We start from the raw sequence: 15,555 nt of genomic DNA, 5'->3' as shown, positions 1-15,555 counted from the left end.
ATGATTAATATTCTGGTTGTTGACGATCAAAAGCACATACGCGATGGCCTTCAGGCCATGCTGCGCCAATTTCCTCTGCAGCTTGACAACATTTACTGTGCTTCCGGCGGGATCGAGGCGTTACAAATATTGCGTCAGCACAGCATTCAGCTGGTGATTACCGATATCATGATGCCGGATATGGATGGACTTACGCTAATGGCACAAACCAAAGAAGAACGCATCAAGGTGGATTACCTGATTATCAGCGGCTATAGCGATTTCTCCTATGCCCAAAAAGCCATTGGGCTTGGAGCAAAGGGCTACCTGCTCAAGCCTGTGAAGCGGGAGGATCTGCAATCCGCGGTAGAGCATGTATGGCAGGAGATAAGGACAAGGCAGGCACTCTCGCTTAATATGGAGCATATATCCCGTCGCGCCCAGGAGACGGACCGCAAAGAACTGTGCATGTTTATGCAGGGCGCGGTGAACGATGAGGCGTGGATCCGCCAAACCCAGCAGCAAAATCCAGAGCTATGGCAAGGCTACCGCCTATGCCTGCTGCGCGAGGAACTAAGGATTAACCAAGCGGGAGCCAGTAGTACTCATAGTATGGAATCCATTGCTTACCTCGTATATGGCAGGCAGGGATGTATTTGCCTACAACACCGCCCGCACTTGATCCTCGCAGTTGATGCGGCCGTAGATCCAGGTGCTTTACCCGCCGCACTCAAGGCAGGACAGATAGATGCCATCACTGCCATGACCGACCCACAGCAAGGATTAATAGGGCTGCCCGGCAGCTATACACAAGTGCTGGACCTATACCGCCACAGTTACTTGTTTCCAGAAAAGCGCTGTGTGCTGCGGGAGCATACCCAACGGCTGGAGCGGCAGTGGGAACTTCCCCATGAGAAGCTATATGCTCTATTCCAGTTAATTGGCACCAAAAATAGCGGACAACTCACCCAAGAAATTTCTATGCTATTCCACAAAAATGTGCTGCAGCGCTATCATATCCAATACACAGAACAGCTGTGCCGCGCCATGGTGCAGATGCTAGAGGAATATGAGCGTGTGATCCGCCCCTACATGGGGGAAGAGGCGCTGGATATAGAATGTTTGCGAAATCTTTTCGATTATCCGGGCATTCGCGAATATATTCAGGCGCTGCAACAACAGCTGCTTCGGCTGAATCAATTTTATTATGAATATAAGTGCAGCTATCGCAACTCGCAGGACTTGAATGAAGCCATCCGCTTTATACACGAAAGTTATCATAAACCGCTGGACCTCGCGATGGTATCCAACCATGTGTCGCTTAATTATGCCTATTTTTCAAACCTGTTCAAGAAGAATATCGGTAAAGGATTTACAGAATACTTACGCGATGTGCGCCTAGATAAAGCCCGGCGGCTGCTGGCCGAAACCGATCATAAAATCGTTGAAGTGGCCACCATGGTTGGGTATGAAAGCTACAAAAGTTTTACACGGGCATTTCGGGATGTAATGGACATGCAACCCACAGAGTATCGGCAGATGATGCGGCGAAAGTTTGAAAGAGAGGGTAAATACCATGAGACAGCGTTATGAATTGGGCGATACTGCATTTATCCAGCGTGATTATGGCACGCTTGCAGCAGTTAACATCTATTAGAATATTCTTTCATTCCTTAGAATCAAAATTGTTAGGTTTGAACTATTAAATTTCCAAAAAATAGGGTAAAGTGATTTAAATGAAAGATCCCAGGCGAATAGCTTCGTCTATCACTCTATTGAAGAGATCTAATCGTATTCGTCTAACTAACTGTATGAGGTATAGTTCTCCATATTTATGAAATAATTAAGTGCATTAACTCTTGTTTAGAAGATGGGGGAACATCAAATGTATGCTGGCTTTTGGAAACGTTTTGGAGCTTATTTTCTTGATTTAATAATTATATATTTATCTGTGGTATGCTTTATATCTATATGGGCTGTATTTGAATTATTTCTTAATTCAATAGGAATTGAACAAGATCAAAAGGGAAGTATTCTTGGAACATTAGGCGTTCCAATTTATCTAATGATTCCATGGGTTTATTATGCTTTCTTTGAATCATCGAAAATGAAAGCAACGATAGGAAAACAGGCGTTTAAAATAGAAGTTTGCGATTTGAACTTTCATAAACTCTCCTTTTGGCGTGCAAGTATTAGATATTGGAGTAAATTACTATCAGCGATTATTTTTCTATTCGGTTTTATAATGGCTGGTTTTACAAATAAAAAGCAAGCATTACATGACTTGATCTCCTCAACACTAGTTATAAACAAAGATCATAGCCAACTAAATAAAATTCAATAAAACTAAAAGATGAAGATAAACCTATAGACTCTCTTGGGATGAACCAAAGTTGGCTAATAACATCAGATAACATCGCATTCGACGCTGCGGGTCGAGACAAGCTCGATCCTTTGTCCGGAAGAGGCATTTCGAGGGAGCGGAATCACCGGACACATTCAACCGACTAAGTTAGATGAACCATGCATTTACTCTAGATGATATTAGGAGAACAACAAGCGAATACGACGAGCCTATAAAAGCAATCGGGATATTACTTGCAAGACCAAATATTGAAATCGTAAAGTAGGAAGTTCTTTCGGATATTAATTATTTTTATCATCGGTCAGGCAAATTCATGGACTTTTGTCTTCCAGGGTATGGTGCATATTGGTACGGTCATTATCCCGACGCAGTAGATATTTGTAAAGTTGATGGAACAGATTGGTCATATAGTGACTTGATGTTTTGTAAGTTTATAGAAGAATTGGAGTCCATATCTAAGTGGAGATATAATGGAGAGACGGAGTTAATAATTATTAATTCTCGCATTTGAATCCTAGATTTAACAAGTACACTTTCAATTTGGATTGAGGCTGCCATTAGTGATGGAGCGATTAAATCTTCTAGAAGCAAAGTAGAAATTTCAGAAACTATTAATAGAAATATCGCATAACACCGTATTCACGCATCGTGCTATTCGGCTCTTGGTTGACAGATTTATACAAATGGAAGAAGCTCAGACAACAAACGCCCCAGCCTAAGATAAGAGCTATCTAAGGCTGGGGCGTTTCGTGAATACATATAACGTTATGTGAAACCTGTGCAAAATTTTGAAAGGAATAATTTATGATTAAATATAATCAGGATGAATATTTAGAAAGACAATTCAAAAAAAGTATATTAACTTTAGCCGCTGATCCTTTAGAGCAAGTGATTTCAGAAATACCTGGTTGTATTACATGTGATATGGCGGAAGAGTTTGATTCTTACAGGACACTTTATTTTGTTGAACAATGGAGTCGGTTTACTACAGAACAGGTAGATATTATAAATCAAATTGACCATATATTAAGTGAGCATAGCGGGGAAGCTTTTAAGTGTCTTTTTTTACGGTCTGTTGATGAAATAGATATGTCCGTGATTAGTGAAGTTCTCGAGTCTGAAGAGTGGGTTACGATAAGAGAATTGGCAAGAAGATTTATTAGATCAATGAAATGGGAATGGGAGAATTTAGGGGGATATGTACATCAGGGAAATAACATTTGGAAGAAAATTGACAACTAGTATATTCAAAGAAGGTACAGGCATCACGACGGAGTTTAATCATACTTTTGATCTTAGTTCCTGGTTAAACTCAATGATATATAAACCAATTGATTATGAAGAACCTATTAAAGTATTTAATAAAAGCTTGGAAGGGAAATATTAACAAACATTATTGTATGTAGTTCAGGATGACACTGGCATCACATAACAGCGTATCTAAGCTGCTCATTCAACCAGCTAAGTCTGACGACCCGTTCCCTACGGTCACTTAAGCTGCTTGAACGTTAGAAATGCTCAACGTTAGCTGAAATTGGGTTAAACCGTAAATAGAGGGAGGATTCAATGAAAAAATTGCTATTCGTCGAAGGAATTCCTGGCTCAGGTAAATCCACATTTGCTAGATTTTTAGCCAATCAATTTGAAAGGAATGGTTACACCTGCAACTTATTCTTTGAGACCACATATAACCATCCAATTATTTTTTCTGAATCATTTGATAATTACAACATGTTTATAGAATCATATATAGGACACTGGAAGGCGTTCCTCTTAAATCAATGCGAGAGTGATGTTGTAGTGATGGAATCAGCTTTATTCCAAAGCCCTATTGTTCATTTGTTACATAAAGATGTAGATAGAAACATAATTAAATCTTTGATTGTAAATGTAAGCAAGCTTTTTAAAGAAGTAGAAGAATGTAAGTTGGTATATTTTTATCAAGATGATGCTCCAACCGAAATTCAAAAAATGATTGAAATTAGAGGCAAAGAAGAATTTTTATTGCGAAAGCATAATGAATATAAACATGAAAAGTATTATATAAATCGTATAGAGCAGGGAGCTGAATCACATATAACGTTCTTTCTTGACTATGCTGCACTTGCTAATAAAATTGTCAATGAAGTGTCGATCGAAACAATAACCATTGAAAACTCTACACGGAATTATACGTTATACGAGCAACAACTGATGAATGAATTCGATTTAAGATATATTCCTGATCCTGATGTGGAGGTATCAGTACTGAAGGAATATGCAGGTATATACCATAATCAGGACTTGAACTTTAGTCTAAATGTTGAGTTAAAAGATAACTGCTTATTTATTTTTGGGGATAAGAAGCTTAAACCTAAAAGTAGTAGTCAATTCTATCTTGATGACATGAGTGTGATGGCCAATTTTGTTAATGAAGATAATAAAGTTGATCAAGTAGTTATCACGGAGAAGGATTTATTTGCAAACAAGAGTGATAACGGAACTGCATTTGTAAGAGTCTCATAGAAGAACCGAACATCAGCTAACATCGTATTCACGCTGCGGGCCAAAGAATACAGTAGAAGTACGAGATCAATTGTTGATTGATATAGTAACGAAGGATTCTTGGATTATTGAAGGAATTCATAATAAATGGGGAGTCATCAGTTTCCAAGAGGCGGGGGGATTGCTAGTAAATGAGTATTGAATATATAAAAGTGAGCGACTTTTATCGAGGAATATTTTTTGAATTATTAAAAGATGCGTATTCATTTGACTGTAAATATGAACAAGCATACAAATCTAAATGGCAGGAAAATGACGATTTCTTCTTCAACAATTTACAAATTGCAGATAAATACTGCTTTATAACAACACTAAATGGTGAAGCCATTGGATTTGTTGCATGGGATCCAAGAAATATGCCTGAGTATGCGGAAATTGGTGATAATTGCATTGTTTCGAAATACAAAGGTAATGGATATGGTAAATTACAGCTTCAAGAAGCAATTAATAGAATCACCCAAAATGATGTAAAAAAAATAATAGTAACCACAAATGATGACCTAATCCCTGCTCAGCGGATGTATCAAAGTGTTGGATTCACAATATGTCAGAGAAGGAAGAAACAAAATGTTGAACATATAGATTATGTATATTTCCTATAGTCAATTAAAGAACTTTATTTATCGTCACGACACGATGAAATATTGTATTTTTATATCATAAAAAGAAACACAAACACTATATCTGCTTTCTATTAGAAATAGACAGTCAAGATATAAGTTGTTAATCCCCAACCTCCGCTAACACCACTATATAAACATCTTAATCTAACTAGTAATTTTAGCGAATTTGAGGAAGGCAATGAATTCACATAACAATGTGTTCACTCATCGGCCGGCTACGCCGTCCCTCGGTCGCCAGGAGATAAGTCAATGTAGCGGATTCAGGCGACACTTCCATTCACCCAACCGCGGTCGCGGCCGGGCCGAGATCGTGCTAGTCGTACGACTCGTGCAGCTTAGGGTGAATGGACGTCGTGAACACGGAAACGTTATCTGGAACATCCGCAATACATAAGAAAATCAAAAATCAATTAATCATAGTTAGAAGGTGGAATGAAATGCTTCATAAGAGGATTTCATTATTCAATCACAAAATAATAATGAATGAACTGATTACTGAAACGGAAAAAGAACGATTAATTGAATCAATTTTATGTAGGTGCAAATACCAGAACAATAAAATAATCTACTGGAGAGAGAAGGATAAATATTTATATCCCCATTTTTTACTACCAACATATGAGGAATCTCGTGTAGAGCGGAGTAAAAAGATAAGACTAATTACAGGGGAGTTACCAAGGACATTTTTACTGTCACATAATGCATATGAACTTGAGACACTAAGATTTTTAGCGATGTGGAAACTTGATGATTCTGATATTCTTAAATTCTTAAGATGTACTGAAGAGAGATTAGTTCATTCATGTTTTGATAGTTTTTGTGTTGATGGTGAATGTGTAGGCTTATCTCTAGTGTTATTACGATTTTGGAATACATATAAACCACAAGATATCGAAACAATTAATAGTATGCTTATGAAATTAATTGATCATACTCTCAATAATACGAGTAAAATACCTTCATTTTACTTATGGCTTACATTATCAGAATTAGCTGATAAGAGTGAGTTAGCAAATGAAATCATATTAAAATTTAGTCAGGATTTATATAAACTTTTTCAAAAGGGTTGGATAGTAAACCCTAATAATGCTGATAGATATAATCCTATAAGAAAATATATTATTAAAAACGCTTTGTCAAAGTTGCCAAAATTCAATTATTTGAAAGATGCGGAAGTGATTATAAGCAATGACGGAAGATGCTACGGTAGATTCAATACATAGGAAACGAAACGAAATATTTATAAGCATTATCGAAGATGGCGGATGCATCAGATAACATCGCATTCAACGCTGCAAGCCGAGACAAGCTCGACCCTTGGTCCGGAAGAGGCATTTCGGTGGAGCGGATTCACTGGACACATTCAACCGTCTAAGTGTCGGAGCCATCCGGACCTACGGTCCTTAAGCCACTTGAACGTCTTGAATGCGGAAACGTTATCTGAAAGAACTCTAATAAAAAGGTTGAGATTACTTGAACACAACATCACTATTTGAAAATATCCCAAATCTTGAAACCAACAGATTAGTCTTGCGCAAACTAGAAGTTTCAGATGCCGAAGACTATTTTAATGTTTTATCAGACCCAGAAACGATTAAACATACAAGATGGGATTTATTCAATACTGTAGAAGATTCGATTGCGTACTTAATATATCTTGAACAGAAATATCAAAGTAGGCAAGCTTTTCACTGGGGAATAATAGAAAAGGATTCACAGAAATTAATAGGTAGAGTAGCATTCATTAGCTTTGATGAAGAAAATGATAGGACGGAAATTGGCTACGTTATATCAAAACACTATTGGAATAAAGGATTTATATCTGAAGCAATCCAGGAACTAATAAAATATGGCTTCAATGAACTAGGAGTGAACCGAATTGAGGCTAGATGTAATGAAGATAATATTGGATCCGAAAGAGTAATGCAAAAAGTCGGCATGAAATTTGAAGGAATATTAAGAGAACAACTCAAAATGAAAGGGAATTACAAAAATCAGAAACATTATTCATTATTCAGAAGCGATTTGTAAGTATATCAAGGAATATGATGACATCACATAACACCATATCACGCTACAGGGCTACCGCCCTTTGGTAGTCAAATATATAATCATAGAATATGCTCAGTCAACAAACGCCCAGCCTAAGATAAGAGCTATCTAAGGATGGGGCGTTTCGTGAATACTTAAACGTTAGATGAAACATATGCAAATTAAGAGAAGAGAGATATTATCTTTTTGCTCTGTTAAATAAAAATTTTGATATAAAGGAGAATTATTATTGAAAGAGGATATACGTAATTACCTGGAGAAATTTGATGAACAAACAAAACAGAGATTTTGTGTTCTATATGGACTTATTTATGAAAGTAGTTCTCAAATAATTCATGAAAAACTATGGGCAAAAATTCCATCATTTTATGTTAATAATAATTTTGTTCGAATTATTCCTTTTAAAGAACATATAAACGTTGAAGCTAAATCAGTTCTTTCTCATAAGGATGAAATACAGGAATATAAAATAACACCCAAGGGTATGTTGCAAATTTTTCATAATCAGCAAATTCCAAATGAATTACTGAAAGTAATTTTTAAAGAGAGCCTTGAATAATCAATTTATTACAGAACATTAGATGAAACAAATGTAAAACTAAAAGGGGTAAACACATTGAATGAATTAGAAATGGCCATTCAGTATAGAAAATCGGGACAACTTGAAGAGGCGAGATCATTATTATTAGATTTAATAACAGAAGGGGAAAGTCAAAATCCATCCATATGGTATCAGTGTGCCTGGGTTCACGATAACTTGGGGAAAGAAAGGGAGGCCATTCCTTTTTATAAACAAGCATTGGAATTTGGTTTGTCAGGAGAAGATAGACAAGGTGCACTTTTGGGATTGGGGAGCACATATAGAACATTAGGAATGTATGAAAACTCTAAGGAAGTATATGAGATGGCAGTAAAGGAATATCCGGAACGTAGAGAGTTTCAAGTATTCTATGCAATGGTAAAGTTCAATCTTAAAGAATACAATGATGCAATGGAAATCTTATTAAAGCAATTGATAGAAACAAGTAATGACGAGGGGATACAGTCATATCATAAAGCTATTCATTTTTATTCAGATAAATTAGATCAAATATGGGAGTAATGATTTCGCTTATTAGGAGTTCTGTTTGAAACAATGAAAGACGCCATAGTCGAATCTGAAAAACCTACCTTCATCGGTAAAATATGAATATATGAAATTGATGTTGATTGGAAGGATGAGACGTGCACCATATTCCTGTCTTTGAAGACCAACAGACCGAGATCGACGCTATCGAATGGCTGATCAAGAAGCATTCTCTCCCGATTTAGCGCATTATTTTGATACTCTTACTCATTCGTTTCAAACAGAAGTAATGAAACCTGATACCAAAATTTTCGAGATTGCCTGTAAATCACTAAATATTTTACCCGAGGAATGTATCTATCTAGGTGATGGTGGAAGCAATGAGTTATCATCAGCCAGAGCCTTTGGTATGGAGTCGTATTATGCAAGTTGGTATATAGAGAAGTGGCCAAGTTGGAAGAAGCATGAAAGTGGAAGAGATAACGTAAATGAATTCCGACGGTCGAGTGATATTAAAGAACTTGTAAATATAGCGAAAATGGCTTGATGATAGCGTAAACACTACACTCACGTTCGGGAGCTGAAGTTCCCTTGGTTGTTTATATGTAAAAATGGAAGCAGCTTAGATAACAAATGACCCATCCTAAGATATGAGCTATCTAAGCCGGCGAGGGTTTGTGAATGCAAAAATGTTAAGTGAAATTCAAAAGAGAAAGGAAAATTATGAAGAAAATTTCATTTGTTATTTTAGTGTTTATCTTATTAATTATATTAAGTTCATGTTCAAGGGAAAAAGACTTTAGAAATATAATTTGGGGTATGACAATATCAGAAGTTAAGAATGCAGAAACCTTAAAACTCGAACCTCCTAAAGAAGGCGGTAAATTAAAGGTACTAGAATATAAATATACGTCAACTTTTTCAGAAGATTCTTATGTGATGTACATGTTCCTAGAAGAAAGTAATTACACTCTAAGTTCTGGTGGGTATTGGTATTATATTGATCAAGCTGAAAAAAGGAAATCACTTATTGAAACAATTAAAAGTGAAAAGAGTGAAATATATGGAAATGGAAAAAAATTCGAGAATAGTAACTTTAGCGGATATATATGGGAATTCGATGGTACAGTTTTAAGTGTTTTTGATGACATAGGGGCAGAAGCTGTAGTTGAAATCTATTTGGATAAAGAATATATTAATACGTTAGCTGAAATAACCGGTAGAAAATAAATAGAGGTGAGTAATACAATGAAGTTTACATATAAACTTAATAATATGGGCTGGGTTGATGTTTATCTCCAGATTGGGAATACAGAAATGTATTTTTATCCAAGTTATTTGTCAGAGCCACTGGTTGATTTAGTAAGATCAATTGAATTGTTACTTCCTGAATGTAGCTCTGAAGATGAAGTTCGGAATGTGGTTCAGTTTGATTGGGATTCAGAGCCAGCAATTCATAACTGGGTTATCGAAAGGATATCAGAAGAAAAAGTTCGTATTAAAATAGTTCTATACAAGGATGGTATAAAGACAATCCCTGGAGAATTAGTATTGTTAGAAGAATGTGAATTGAAGCAAATGATTTATGAAGTGGTTAACTCAATGGAGGTATTATTAAAGAATCATGGAATTATCGGATATAGGAAACAATGGTGTGCTCAGGATTTTCCGATTAGTAGTTATCTTCAACTTAAATATTATCTTTTGAATAATTGCGGCTTTCCAATAAAAATAAATAATCCAAATGAGTGGATAGAAAGAATAGAAACAAGTATTAATAAAGAATTAGAATTAATGAAGAAAAGTCTTGTGTAGGTATATCAAGAGGTCGGTTACATCAGCTAACACCGTATCTATGCTGCGGGCTTCGCCCTTGATTCGTAAGATGAGGTAAGGAAGAAGAATAATTATGGAATAAGTTTTGACCACAAACGCCTCAACCTAAGATAGGAGCTATCTAAGGTTGGGGCGTTTTGTGAATACCAAAACGTCAGTCGAAATTTTCTGCATAGAAAAGATTATTGAAACTAGGCATGCCATTCTCCGACGAGGTAAATAGTCATAGATAAACAGTCGACTACATATCTTTAAAATGAATTTTATCGTTCGTGAGAGGCAGGGTTTTGACCAGCTTGAATAGTTCATTTATGCTTCACAAAGTTGGGGAAGGAGTTGTGCAGGATGTCTCTTCAGGAGGAAGGTGCGCTTGCGGTCGGTTCCAGCCGAATCTTGCTCTCACTTGCTGAATCATGGTATGAATCCGGGTTGTCCAATCTCACGATTTACGTAACAAACAAGGAACCAACAGACACGGGAAAACTCACAGAGCTTTGCGAACAAACTCTAGGCAGTGAGACCGAGATCACAATAAAAATTATTGCTACAACAGGAGATGAGGAGCCGAATTGGAAGGCGATCGTTCGGCCTTTTCAATTTATTTTGTATGTTGCGGAGCATGGTGAATTAGAGGAGCTTCGGATTATTCAGCAAGCTTGTATAGCAGAAAAGAACCAAATGCTCCCTGGCATCGCGATAAGAGGAATGGGAATGGTAGGACCGCTGCTGGGTCCTGATGGGGACGGACTCTGGGAGTCAGCATATCTGAGAATTCATTCAACCGTCTTTTACGAGAGACAAACGCCAGAGATATTCTCTACTTCGGCTGTAGGTATCTTATCCAATCTTATTGTTCATGAATGGCATAAAGCAATTACGGGTGAGCATGAATTAGACAATAGAAATCAATGCTTTTTACTTGACCCTGTCACGTTAACTGGATGCTGGCATCCTTTTCTATCTCATCCTTTAGTATCCGGATATGACGTTGCCCGTCCGTTGAAAAATATAGAGCTTAGTCTAAGAACAAATCATGAGCAGATAAGCTCGGATGTATGGTTTACTGCATTCAACCAACTGACTTCGGGGGTAACAGGTATTTTTCATGTATGGGAAGAGTCGGACTTAATCCAGTTTCCTCTGGCACAGTGTCTTGTTCAGCCAGCAAACCTTTTGTCAAAAGAACCTGCACATCTTTTACCGACCATTGTCCGAAGTGGACTAACGCATGTAGAGGCTCGGTTAGATTCGGGATTGGCAGGGCTAGAAGCCCATGTGACCCGCATAATCCCTTTGCTGTTTGCTAGCTTACCTCCACATCAGCAAGAAGGAATCAGCATCGGAGTAGGGTGTGATATAGCTGAAGCCGTTGGACGAGGGGTTCGGGCTGGTTTAACTAAAGAGTTAGGAAAACAGATTATGTCTGATGATCCAATTGTTGTTCAGCGTATAGTATGCCAGCAAATCGAAGACGTCCGTTGTCATTATTATTTGCAAGCGTTAACCATTCTAGAGGGGGAATCCCTTATTACAGTAGGTGAGCCGTTGTTCGGTTTGCCAACAGTGTGGGTCTATTCAGATTCCTCATGGTATGGCAGCGCAGATCTTAGTTTCACGCTTGCCCTTCGCCATTCTCTGTAGAAGGCACTCCGTAAATCCGAGCCTACTTCGGTTTCTCCTGTTCTTAGTGATGATCATGAAGTTCAAGAAATGACAATTTCAAATGGCGAACATGTTAGCAATGGCTCTTTGCTATTATCAGCCATTGAAACTCTGAAGCTGTGCCATAAGCGTCTTGAGGTGTTCGAACTGCGCAGCGAATCTTTGTGGGGCAAAGGGCCGTTTGTAGCATATGGAGTAGTTCTCGTAGAGGAGGAGTCCGCTTGAATACTGTCGCTATTATTGGGGAGGGTATGCTTGCCGATACCGTGTGTAAGCGTATGTCTGGGCTATTGCTTGTTCGAAGAAAGGACTTCAGTGAAAATATATACCCGCTGTAGACTTAGTCTTGGTGCTGCAGGAAGAGGAGAACACCTCCTATCATGTTGAAGCTGAACAGATGCTAGGGTCGCGTGGTATTCCATGGTTGTGTGCCTATGTATCCTTGGGAGAAGGAATTATAGGGCCGCTGATTGTTCCGGGAACGACTGGATGCTTCCAATGTGCAGAAACACGGTTATCTTTGGCTGGGAGCAATCGCAAAGAAGTCGAGGATATGCTTATGAAGCTCGTGTCTTATAATAATTATCTTTCGTAAAAGAGAAACAATGATTCGAAGGGAGACTCAGTCTATTAAAAAATCAATTAGTTGGAGCGCTTGGAAAAAATTCTTGATAAATTTTGTTGGGACTTTCGTTCTCTGTAGTTTAGTAGCATTTGCATACGATTTAATAGTACAGCGCAAATCTTTTGATGAAATTGATTATGTGCATATTATTGCTTTCTGCTCTACTTAGTACAATAAGCGGTATAGCTAATGCTAGAAAGTAAAGTATGCAACTAACAATTAAACTGGATGGAAAGGGAATATGCCTATAGATAATTTAATTCTATCATTAACCCTATTAAATATAGTCCTATATAAATCTCGCCAAGCTACCATGATAAAATGGCGGCTTTTTGTTTGCTCTAAAAGGCCAGACTTCACTCCCACGACTTTCTTTAATCATGTGAAATAGTAATTTGACGAATATTGACGAATAATTACAAAAAAGATATTCTTGTATTAAGGAGGTAGATTCCAGATGATGGATAAACAGATGGGAATACATTACATGAACCCTATTGATGGAAAACTATCTGAATACACAATTTATCTATAGCCGAAAGCGTAAACTTGCTCCCACAAAGCTTCTTAATTAATGTCATGATTACATAATATTAGGAAAATAGAGATGCTATAACATCAGGAGGAAATTTGAAAATGACAGAAGCTCACGATAACAACAAAGACATTCAATGTATTGCTAAAGGGGTCAAAATTAACACTGTTGCTTTCTATCAGCCAGATCATAAGGTTGATAATCAGTACTATATCGACCGTTACGATGGTTTAGGTGTCGATGTTCGAGGGCTAATAGATTCTCTCGGTAAAGACATTCGATATATTATTGATAACGAAGATGAGAATGCTGTAACTATGGCAATTATTGCTGCTAAATCTGCTCTGGATAAAGCAGGGCTCCTTGCTGAAGATATTGATATGATTCTTTTCGTATCTCAAACTCCTGAGTATCTTATTCCTACAAACGCTCTTAAGATTCATGCAGCTATCGGTGGTAAGCTTACAACATCTTGCTTCGACTTGAACGGGAACTGCGCTGGCATTCTTGTTGCCGTCGAACAAGCAAGTAGAAATATCATCGCTAACAACTATGTTAATCGTGTACTGGTTGTAGGAGCCGACTACATCTCAAATCATAGTTTAGGAGAACCTATCTTCGATTGTAACTTTGCTGATTCCGCTCTTGCTGTTATTGTTGAGCGAGCAGAAGGAACTGGGTTCATCGATTCTGAGTATCAAACAGATACATCTGTAATTGATAATGCACTATTCCCTGCAAATGGGCTTTCTAGCTGGGGTAAACCCGAGGATGGACCTCGGATGAAGTTTGAACCGTTCGATACCAGCGCTCCTGTAAAAATTGCTGTAGCTTCAATCGAAAGATTGCTCGAGCGTAACGGACTGACAAATGATGATGTAGGCAGTTACTATCTATCTCAATTCGCACCTGGTAACATCGAAGGTGTTATCGAAGGTCTGGGGGTCAATAAGGATAAAGCTCTATATATTGGCGACAAATACGGGTATACTTCGACTAACAGTCCATTCACTGCTCTGTACGAGGCTATTGAAACCGGTAAAGTTTCCCGTGGTGACTATATTGTCCTTTGGACAGTCGGTGCAGGTTGGCAGAACGTGAGCCTTCTGTTCCAGTACTAATAGAATTATTTACGTCAGTTGACTTTATGTTTTAGTCTTCCACACATTTTGTACAACATGTGAAGGGGATTTTTATATTGCAATTTATTTATCATACACAAAAAACTTCGGAGGTAATTAATCATGATGACAACATTTTTCACAACAGACAGTGCTACGGTATCATGGAATGAGAAAGCTAAGGCGGTTCACGTTGAATTCAACACTTTCGTGCATAGTAACGAACTACGTGAGATCTGTGATAAAGCTATGGAGCTTCAGCAACAAAAGGGAGCACAGCGTATGATTTCTGACAATCGCAAACTTACCGTTATCAGTCAAGAAGATCAAGAATGGATCAGTACCGTACATAATCAACGTATTCAGGATTCCGGTATCAAATTTGTAGCTATCGTTCTGCCAGAGAAGACCATCGGAAAAATCAGCATGAAGCGCGTTGTTGCTTCCTCAGTAGCATTTGACGATATCAAAACTGCCTTTGAATCCTTCGATACAGTTGAAGGTGCTGAAGAGTGGTTGAATTCCTAAAGTAATCTAAAAAGTAAGGGACCGTTTCTCGTCTAACGGCCCCTACTTTCTCAAGTATACAACTAAGCACCATATACGTATGGTGTCCGTTGAAATAAAAGCGGTTGCATTAAATCCCTTATTCAATAAGGGATTTTTTTATATTTACATCCAGTTTCAGTTTAAAAAATGTTAAAAAATGGACGTGCAATGGGGTTGGGTAAAAAATTAAATTTGGAAGTATTTTATTTGTATCATCACCAATTGGCCGACAAGGCAATAGCCGGAGCTTAACATAAAGATTTATTGAGAAACTGATTGGAAAATATTCTACATCATATGCAACACGAGATATCACCTGGAGAATAATGATGTACCCAAACTAAATAGAGCACTCATTAATTCTAATAACTATGACAGATGAAGAGATGACGAAATGCTGCTGTAAATAATATGTAAGACAATTGAAACCGGGATCCAATACAATTTCTTTAAATTCATTCTGACATCTTCACAAAACTCGTATTTTGTACATATGTACAGAGGTTAAATTAACCCCTATATATTAAGGCCCATGCGTGTCCAGTGACAAAGATTTGCCTACATTAATGACATAAATCCCCCTACATTATCTTCACTA

17 protein-coding genes are annotated in these 15,555 nt (G+C 37.6%); all 17 read left to right on the top strand.

The window, feature by feature from the left end:
- The 17 genes from EJP82_RS06705 (at position 1) to EJP82_RS06630 (ending at position 14,936) form a co-directional block, all read left to right on the top strand.
- The gene (locus EJP82_RS06705; RefSeq protein WP_127191273.1) at positions 1-1,572 is read left to right on the top strand and encodes a response regulator transcription factor; all 1,572 of its coding nucleotides are present in this window, start codon (positions 1-3) and stop codon (positions 1,570-1,572) included.
- Between the two features lie 292 nt (positions 1,573-1,864).
- Positions 1,865-2,323, top strand: a complete 459-nt coding sequence (locus EJP82_RS06700; RefSeq protein ID WP_127191272.1) for an RDD family protein — start codon at positions 1,865-1,867, stop codon at positions 2,321-2,323.
- Positions 2,324-3,148: 825 nt separating this feature from the next.
- The gene (locus EJP82_RS06695) at positions 3,149-3,586 is read left to right on the top strand and encodes a hypothetical protein (RefSeq protein ID WP_127191271.1); all 438 of its coding nucleotides are present in this window, start codon (positions 3,149-3,151) and stop codon (positions 3,584-3,586) included.
- 324 nt (positions 3,587-3,910) lie between these two features.
- On the top strand, positions 3,911-4,849 hold the full coding sequence (locus EJP82_RS06690; RefSeq protein WP_127191270.1) for a P-loop NTPase family protein: 939 nt from the start codon (positions 3,911-3,913) through the stop codon (positions 4,847-4,849).
- A gap of 170 nt (positions 4,850-5,019) precedes the next feature.
- Positions 5,020-5,490, top strand: coding sequence for a GNAT family N-acetyltransferase (locus tag EJP82_RS06685; protein ID WP_127191269.1), 471 nt, complete (start codon positions 5,020-5,022; stop codon positions 5,488-5,490).
- A 374-nt stretch (positions 5,491-5,864) separates the two neighbouring features.
- Entirely contained in the window at positions 5,865-6,734 is an 870-nt protein-coding gene (locus EJP82_RS06680; protein WP_127191268.1) for a hypothetical protein, read from the top strand.
- 250 nt (positions 6,735-6,984) lie between these two features.
- The gene (locus tag EJP82_RS06675; protein WP_127191267.1) at positions 6,985-7,542 is read left to right on the top strand and encodes a GNAT family N-acetyltransferase; all 558 of its coding nucleotides are present in this window, start codon (positions 6,985-6,987) and stop codon (positions 7,540-7,542) included.
- Between the two features lie 250 nt (positions 7,543-7,792).
- The gene (locus tag EJP82_RS06670; RefSeq protein WP_127191266.1) at positions 7,793-8,122 is read left to right on the top strand and encodes a DUF1801 domain-containing protein; all 330 of its coding nucleotides are present in this window, start codon (positions 7,793-7,795) and stop codon (positions 8,120-8,122) included.
- A 57-nt stretch (positions 8,123-8,179) separates the two neighbouring features.
- Positions 8,180-8,665 carry a tetratricopeptide repeat protein gene (locus tag EJP82_RS06665; RefSeq protein WP_127191265.1) on the top strand — a complete coding sequence of 162 codons (486 nt, stop codon included), beginning with the start codon at positions 8,180-8,182 and terminating at the stop codon, positions 8,663-8,665.
- Positions 8,666-8,840: 175 nt separating this feature from the next.
- Positions 8,841-9,176: an HAD hydrolase-like protein gene (locus EJP82_RS06660; RefSeq protein ID WP_127191264.1), complete on the top strand. Its 336-nt coding sequence runs from the start codon at positions 8,841-8,843 to the stop codon at positions 9,174-9,176.
- 176 nt (positions 9,177-9,352) lie between these two features.
- A complete protein-coding gene (locus EJP82_RS06655) occupies positions 9,353-9,859 on the top strand; it encodes a hypothetical protein (protein WP_127191263.1) in 507 nt (168 codons plus the stop codon).
- A gap of 18 nt (positions 9,860-9,877) precedes the next feature.
- A complete protein-coding gene (locus EJP82_RS06650) occupies positions 9,878-10,444 on the top strand; it encodes a hypothetical protein (protein WP_127191262.1) in 567 nt (188 codons plus the stop codon).
- 366 nt (positions 10,445-10,810) lie between these two features.
- On the top strand, positions 10,811-12,106 hold the full coding sequence (locus tag EJP82_RS06645) for a hypothetical protein (protein WP_246053999.1): 1,296 nt from the start codon (positions 10,811-10,813) through the stop codon (positions 12,104-12,106).
- 69 nt (positions 12,107-12,175) lie between these two features.
- A complete protein-coding gene (locus tag EJP82_RS28315; protein ID WP_246053998.1) occupies positions 12,176-12,352 on the top strand; it encodes a hypothetical protein in 177 nt (58 codons plus the stop codon).
- A 124-nt stretch (positions 12,353-12,476) separates the two neighbouring features.
- On the top strand, positions 12,477-12,722 hold the full coding sequence (locus tag EJP82_RS06640) for a TOMM precursor leader peptide-binding protein (protein WP_246054006.1): 246 nt from the start codon (positions 12,477-12,479) through the stop codon (positions 12,720-12,722).
- 666 nt (positions 12,723-13,388) lie between these two features.
- On the top strand, positions 13,389-14,408 hold the full coding sequence (locus EJP82_RS06635; RefSeq protein WP_127191261.1) for a 3-oxoacyl-[acyl-carrier-protein] synthase III C-terminal domain-containing protein: 1,020 nt from the start codon (positions 13,389-13,391) through the stop codon (positions 14,406-14,408).
- A 123-nt stretch (positions 14,409-14,531) separates the two neighbouring features.
- Positions 14,532-14,936, top strand: coding sequence for a hypothetical protein (locus EJP82_RS06630; RefSeq protein ID WP_127191260.1), 405 nt, complete (start codon positions 14,532-14,534; stop codon positions 14,934-14,936).
- The last annotated feature ends 619 nt before the right edge of the window (positions 14,937-15,555 follow it).

Origin of the sequence: Paenibacillus anaericanus (assembly GCF_003994475.1) — a bacterium.
Taxonomy (GTDB): Bacteria; Bacillota; Bacilli; order Paenibacillales; family Paenibacillaceae; genus Fontibacillus; species Fontibacillus anaericanus.
This window is presented reverse-complemented; position numbering and strand designations above follow the sequence as displayed.

Bases quoted from the DNA above. Each gene is read 5' to 3' on its own strand.
- EJP82_RS06635 (WP_127191261.1), top strand. From the start codon at position 13,389: ATGACAGAAGCTCACGATAACAACAAAGACATTCAATGTATTGCTAAA.
- EJP82_RS06700 (WP_127191272.1), top strand. From the start codon at position 1,865: ATGTATGCTGGCTTTTGGAAACGTTTTGGAGCTTATTTTCTTGATTTA.
- EJP82_RS06650 (WP_127191262.1), top strand. From the start codon at position 9,878: ATGAAGTTTACATATAAACTTAATAATATGGGCTGGGTTGATGTTTAT.
- EJP82_RS06705 (WP_127191273.1), top strand. From the start codon at position 1: ATGATTAATATTCTGGTTGTTGACGATCAAAAGCACATACGCGATGGC.
- EJP82_RS06690 (WP_127191270.1), top strand. From the start codon at position 3,911: ATGAAAAAATTGCTATTCGTCGAAGGAATTCCTGGCTCAGGTAAATCC.
- EJP82_RS06630 (WP_127191260.1), top strand. From the start codon at position 14,532: ATGATGACAACATTTTTCACAACAGACAGTGCTACGGTATCATGGAAT.
- EJP82_RS06685 (WP_127191269.1), top strand. From the start codon at position 5,020: ATGAGTATTGAATATATAAAAGTGAGCGACTTTTATCGAGGAATATTT.
- EJP82_RS06645 (WP_246053999.1), top strand. From the start codon at position 10,811: ATGTCTCTTCAGGAGGAAGGTGCGCTTGCGGTCGGTTCCAGCCGAATC.
- EJP82_RS06655 (WP_127191263.1), top strand. From the start codon at position 9,353: ATGAAGAAAATTTCATTTGTTATTTTAGTGTTTATCTTATTAATTATA.
- EJP82_RS28315 (WP_246053998.1), top strand. From the start codon at position 12,176: ATGACAATTTCAAATGGCGAACATGTTAGCAATGGCTCTTTGCTATTA.
- EJP82_RS06695 (WP_127191271.1), top strand. From the start codon at position 3,149: ATGATTAAATATAATCAGGATGAATATTTAGAAAGACAATTCAAAAAA.
- EJP82_RS06660 (WP_127191264.1), top strand. From the start codon at position 8,841: ATGGCTGATCAAGAAGCATTCTCTCCCGATTTAGCGCATTATTTTGAT.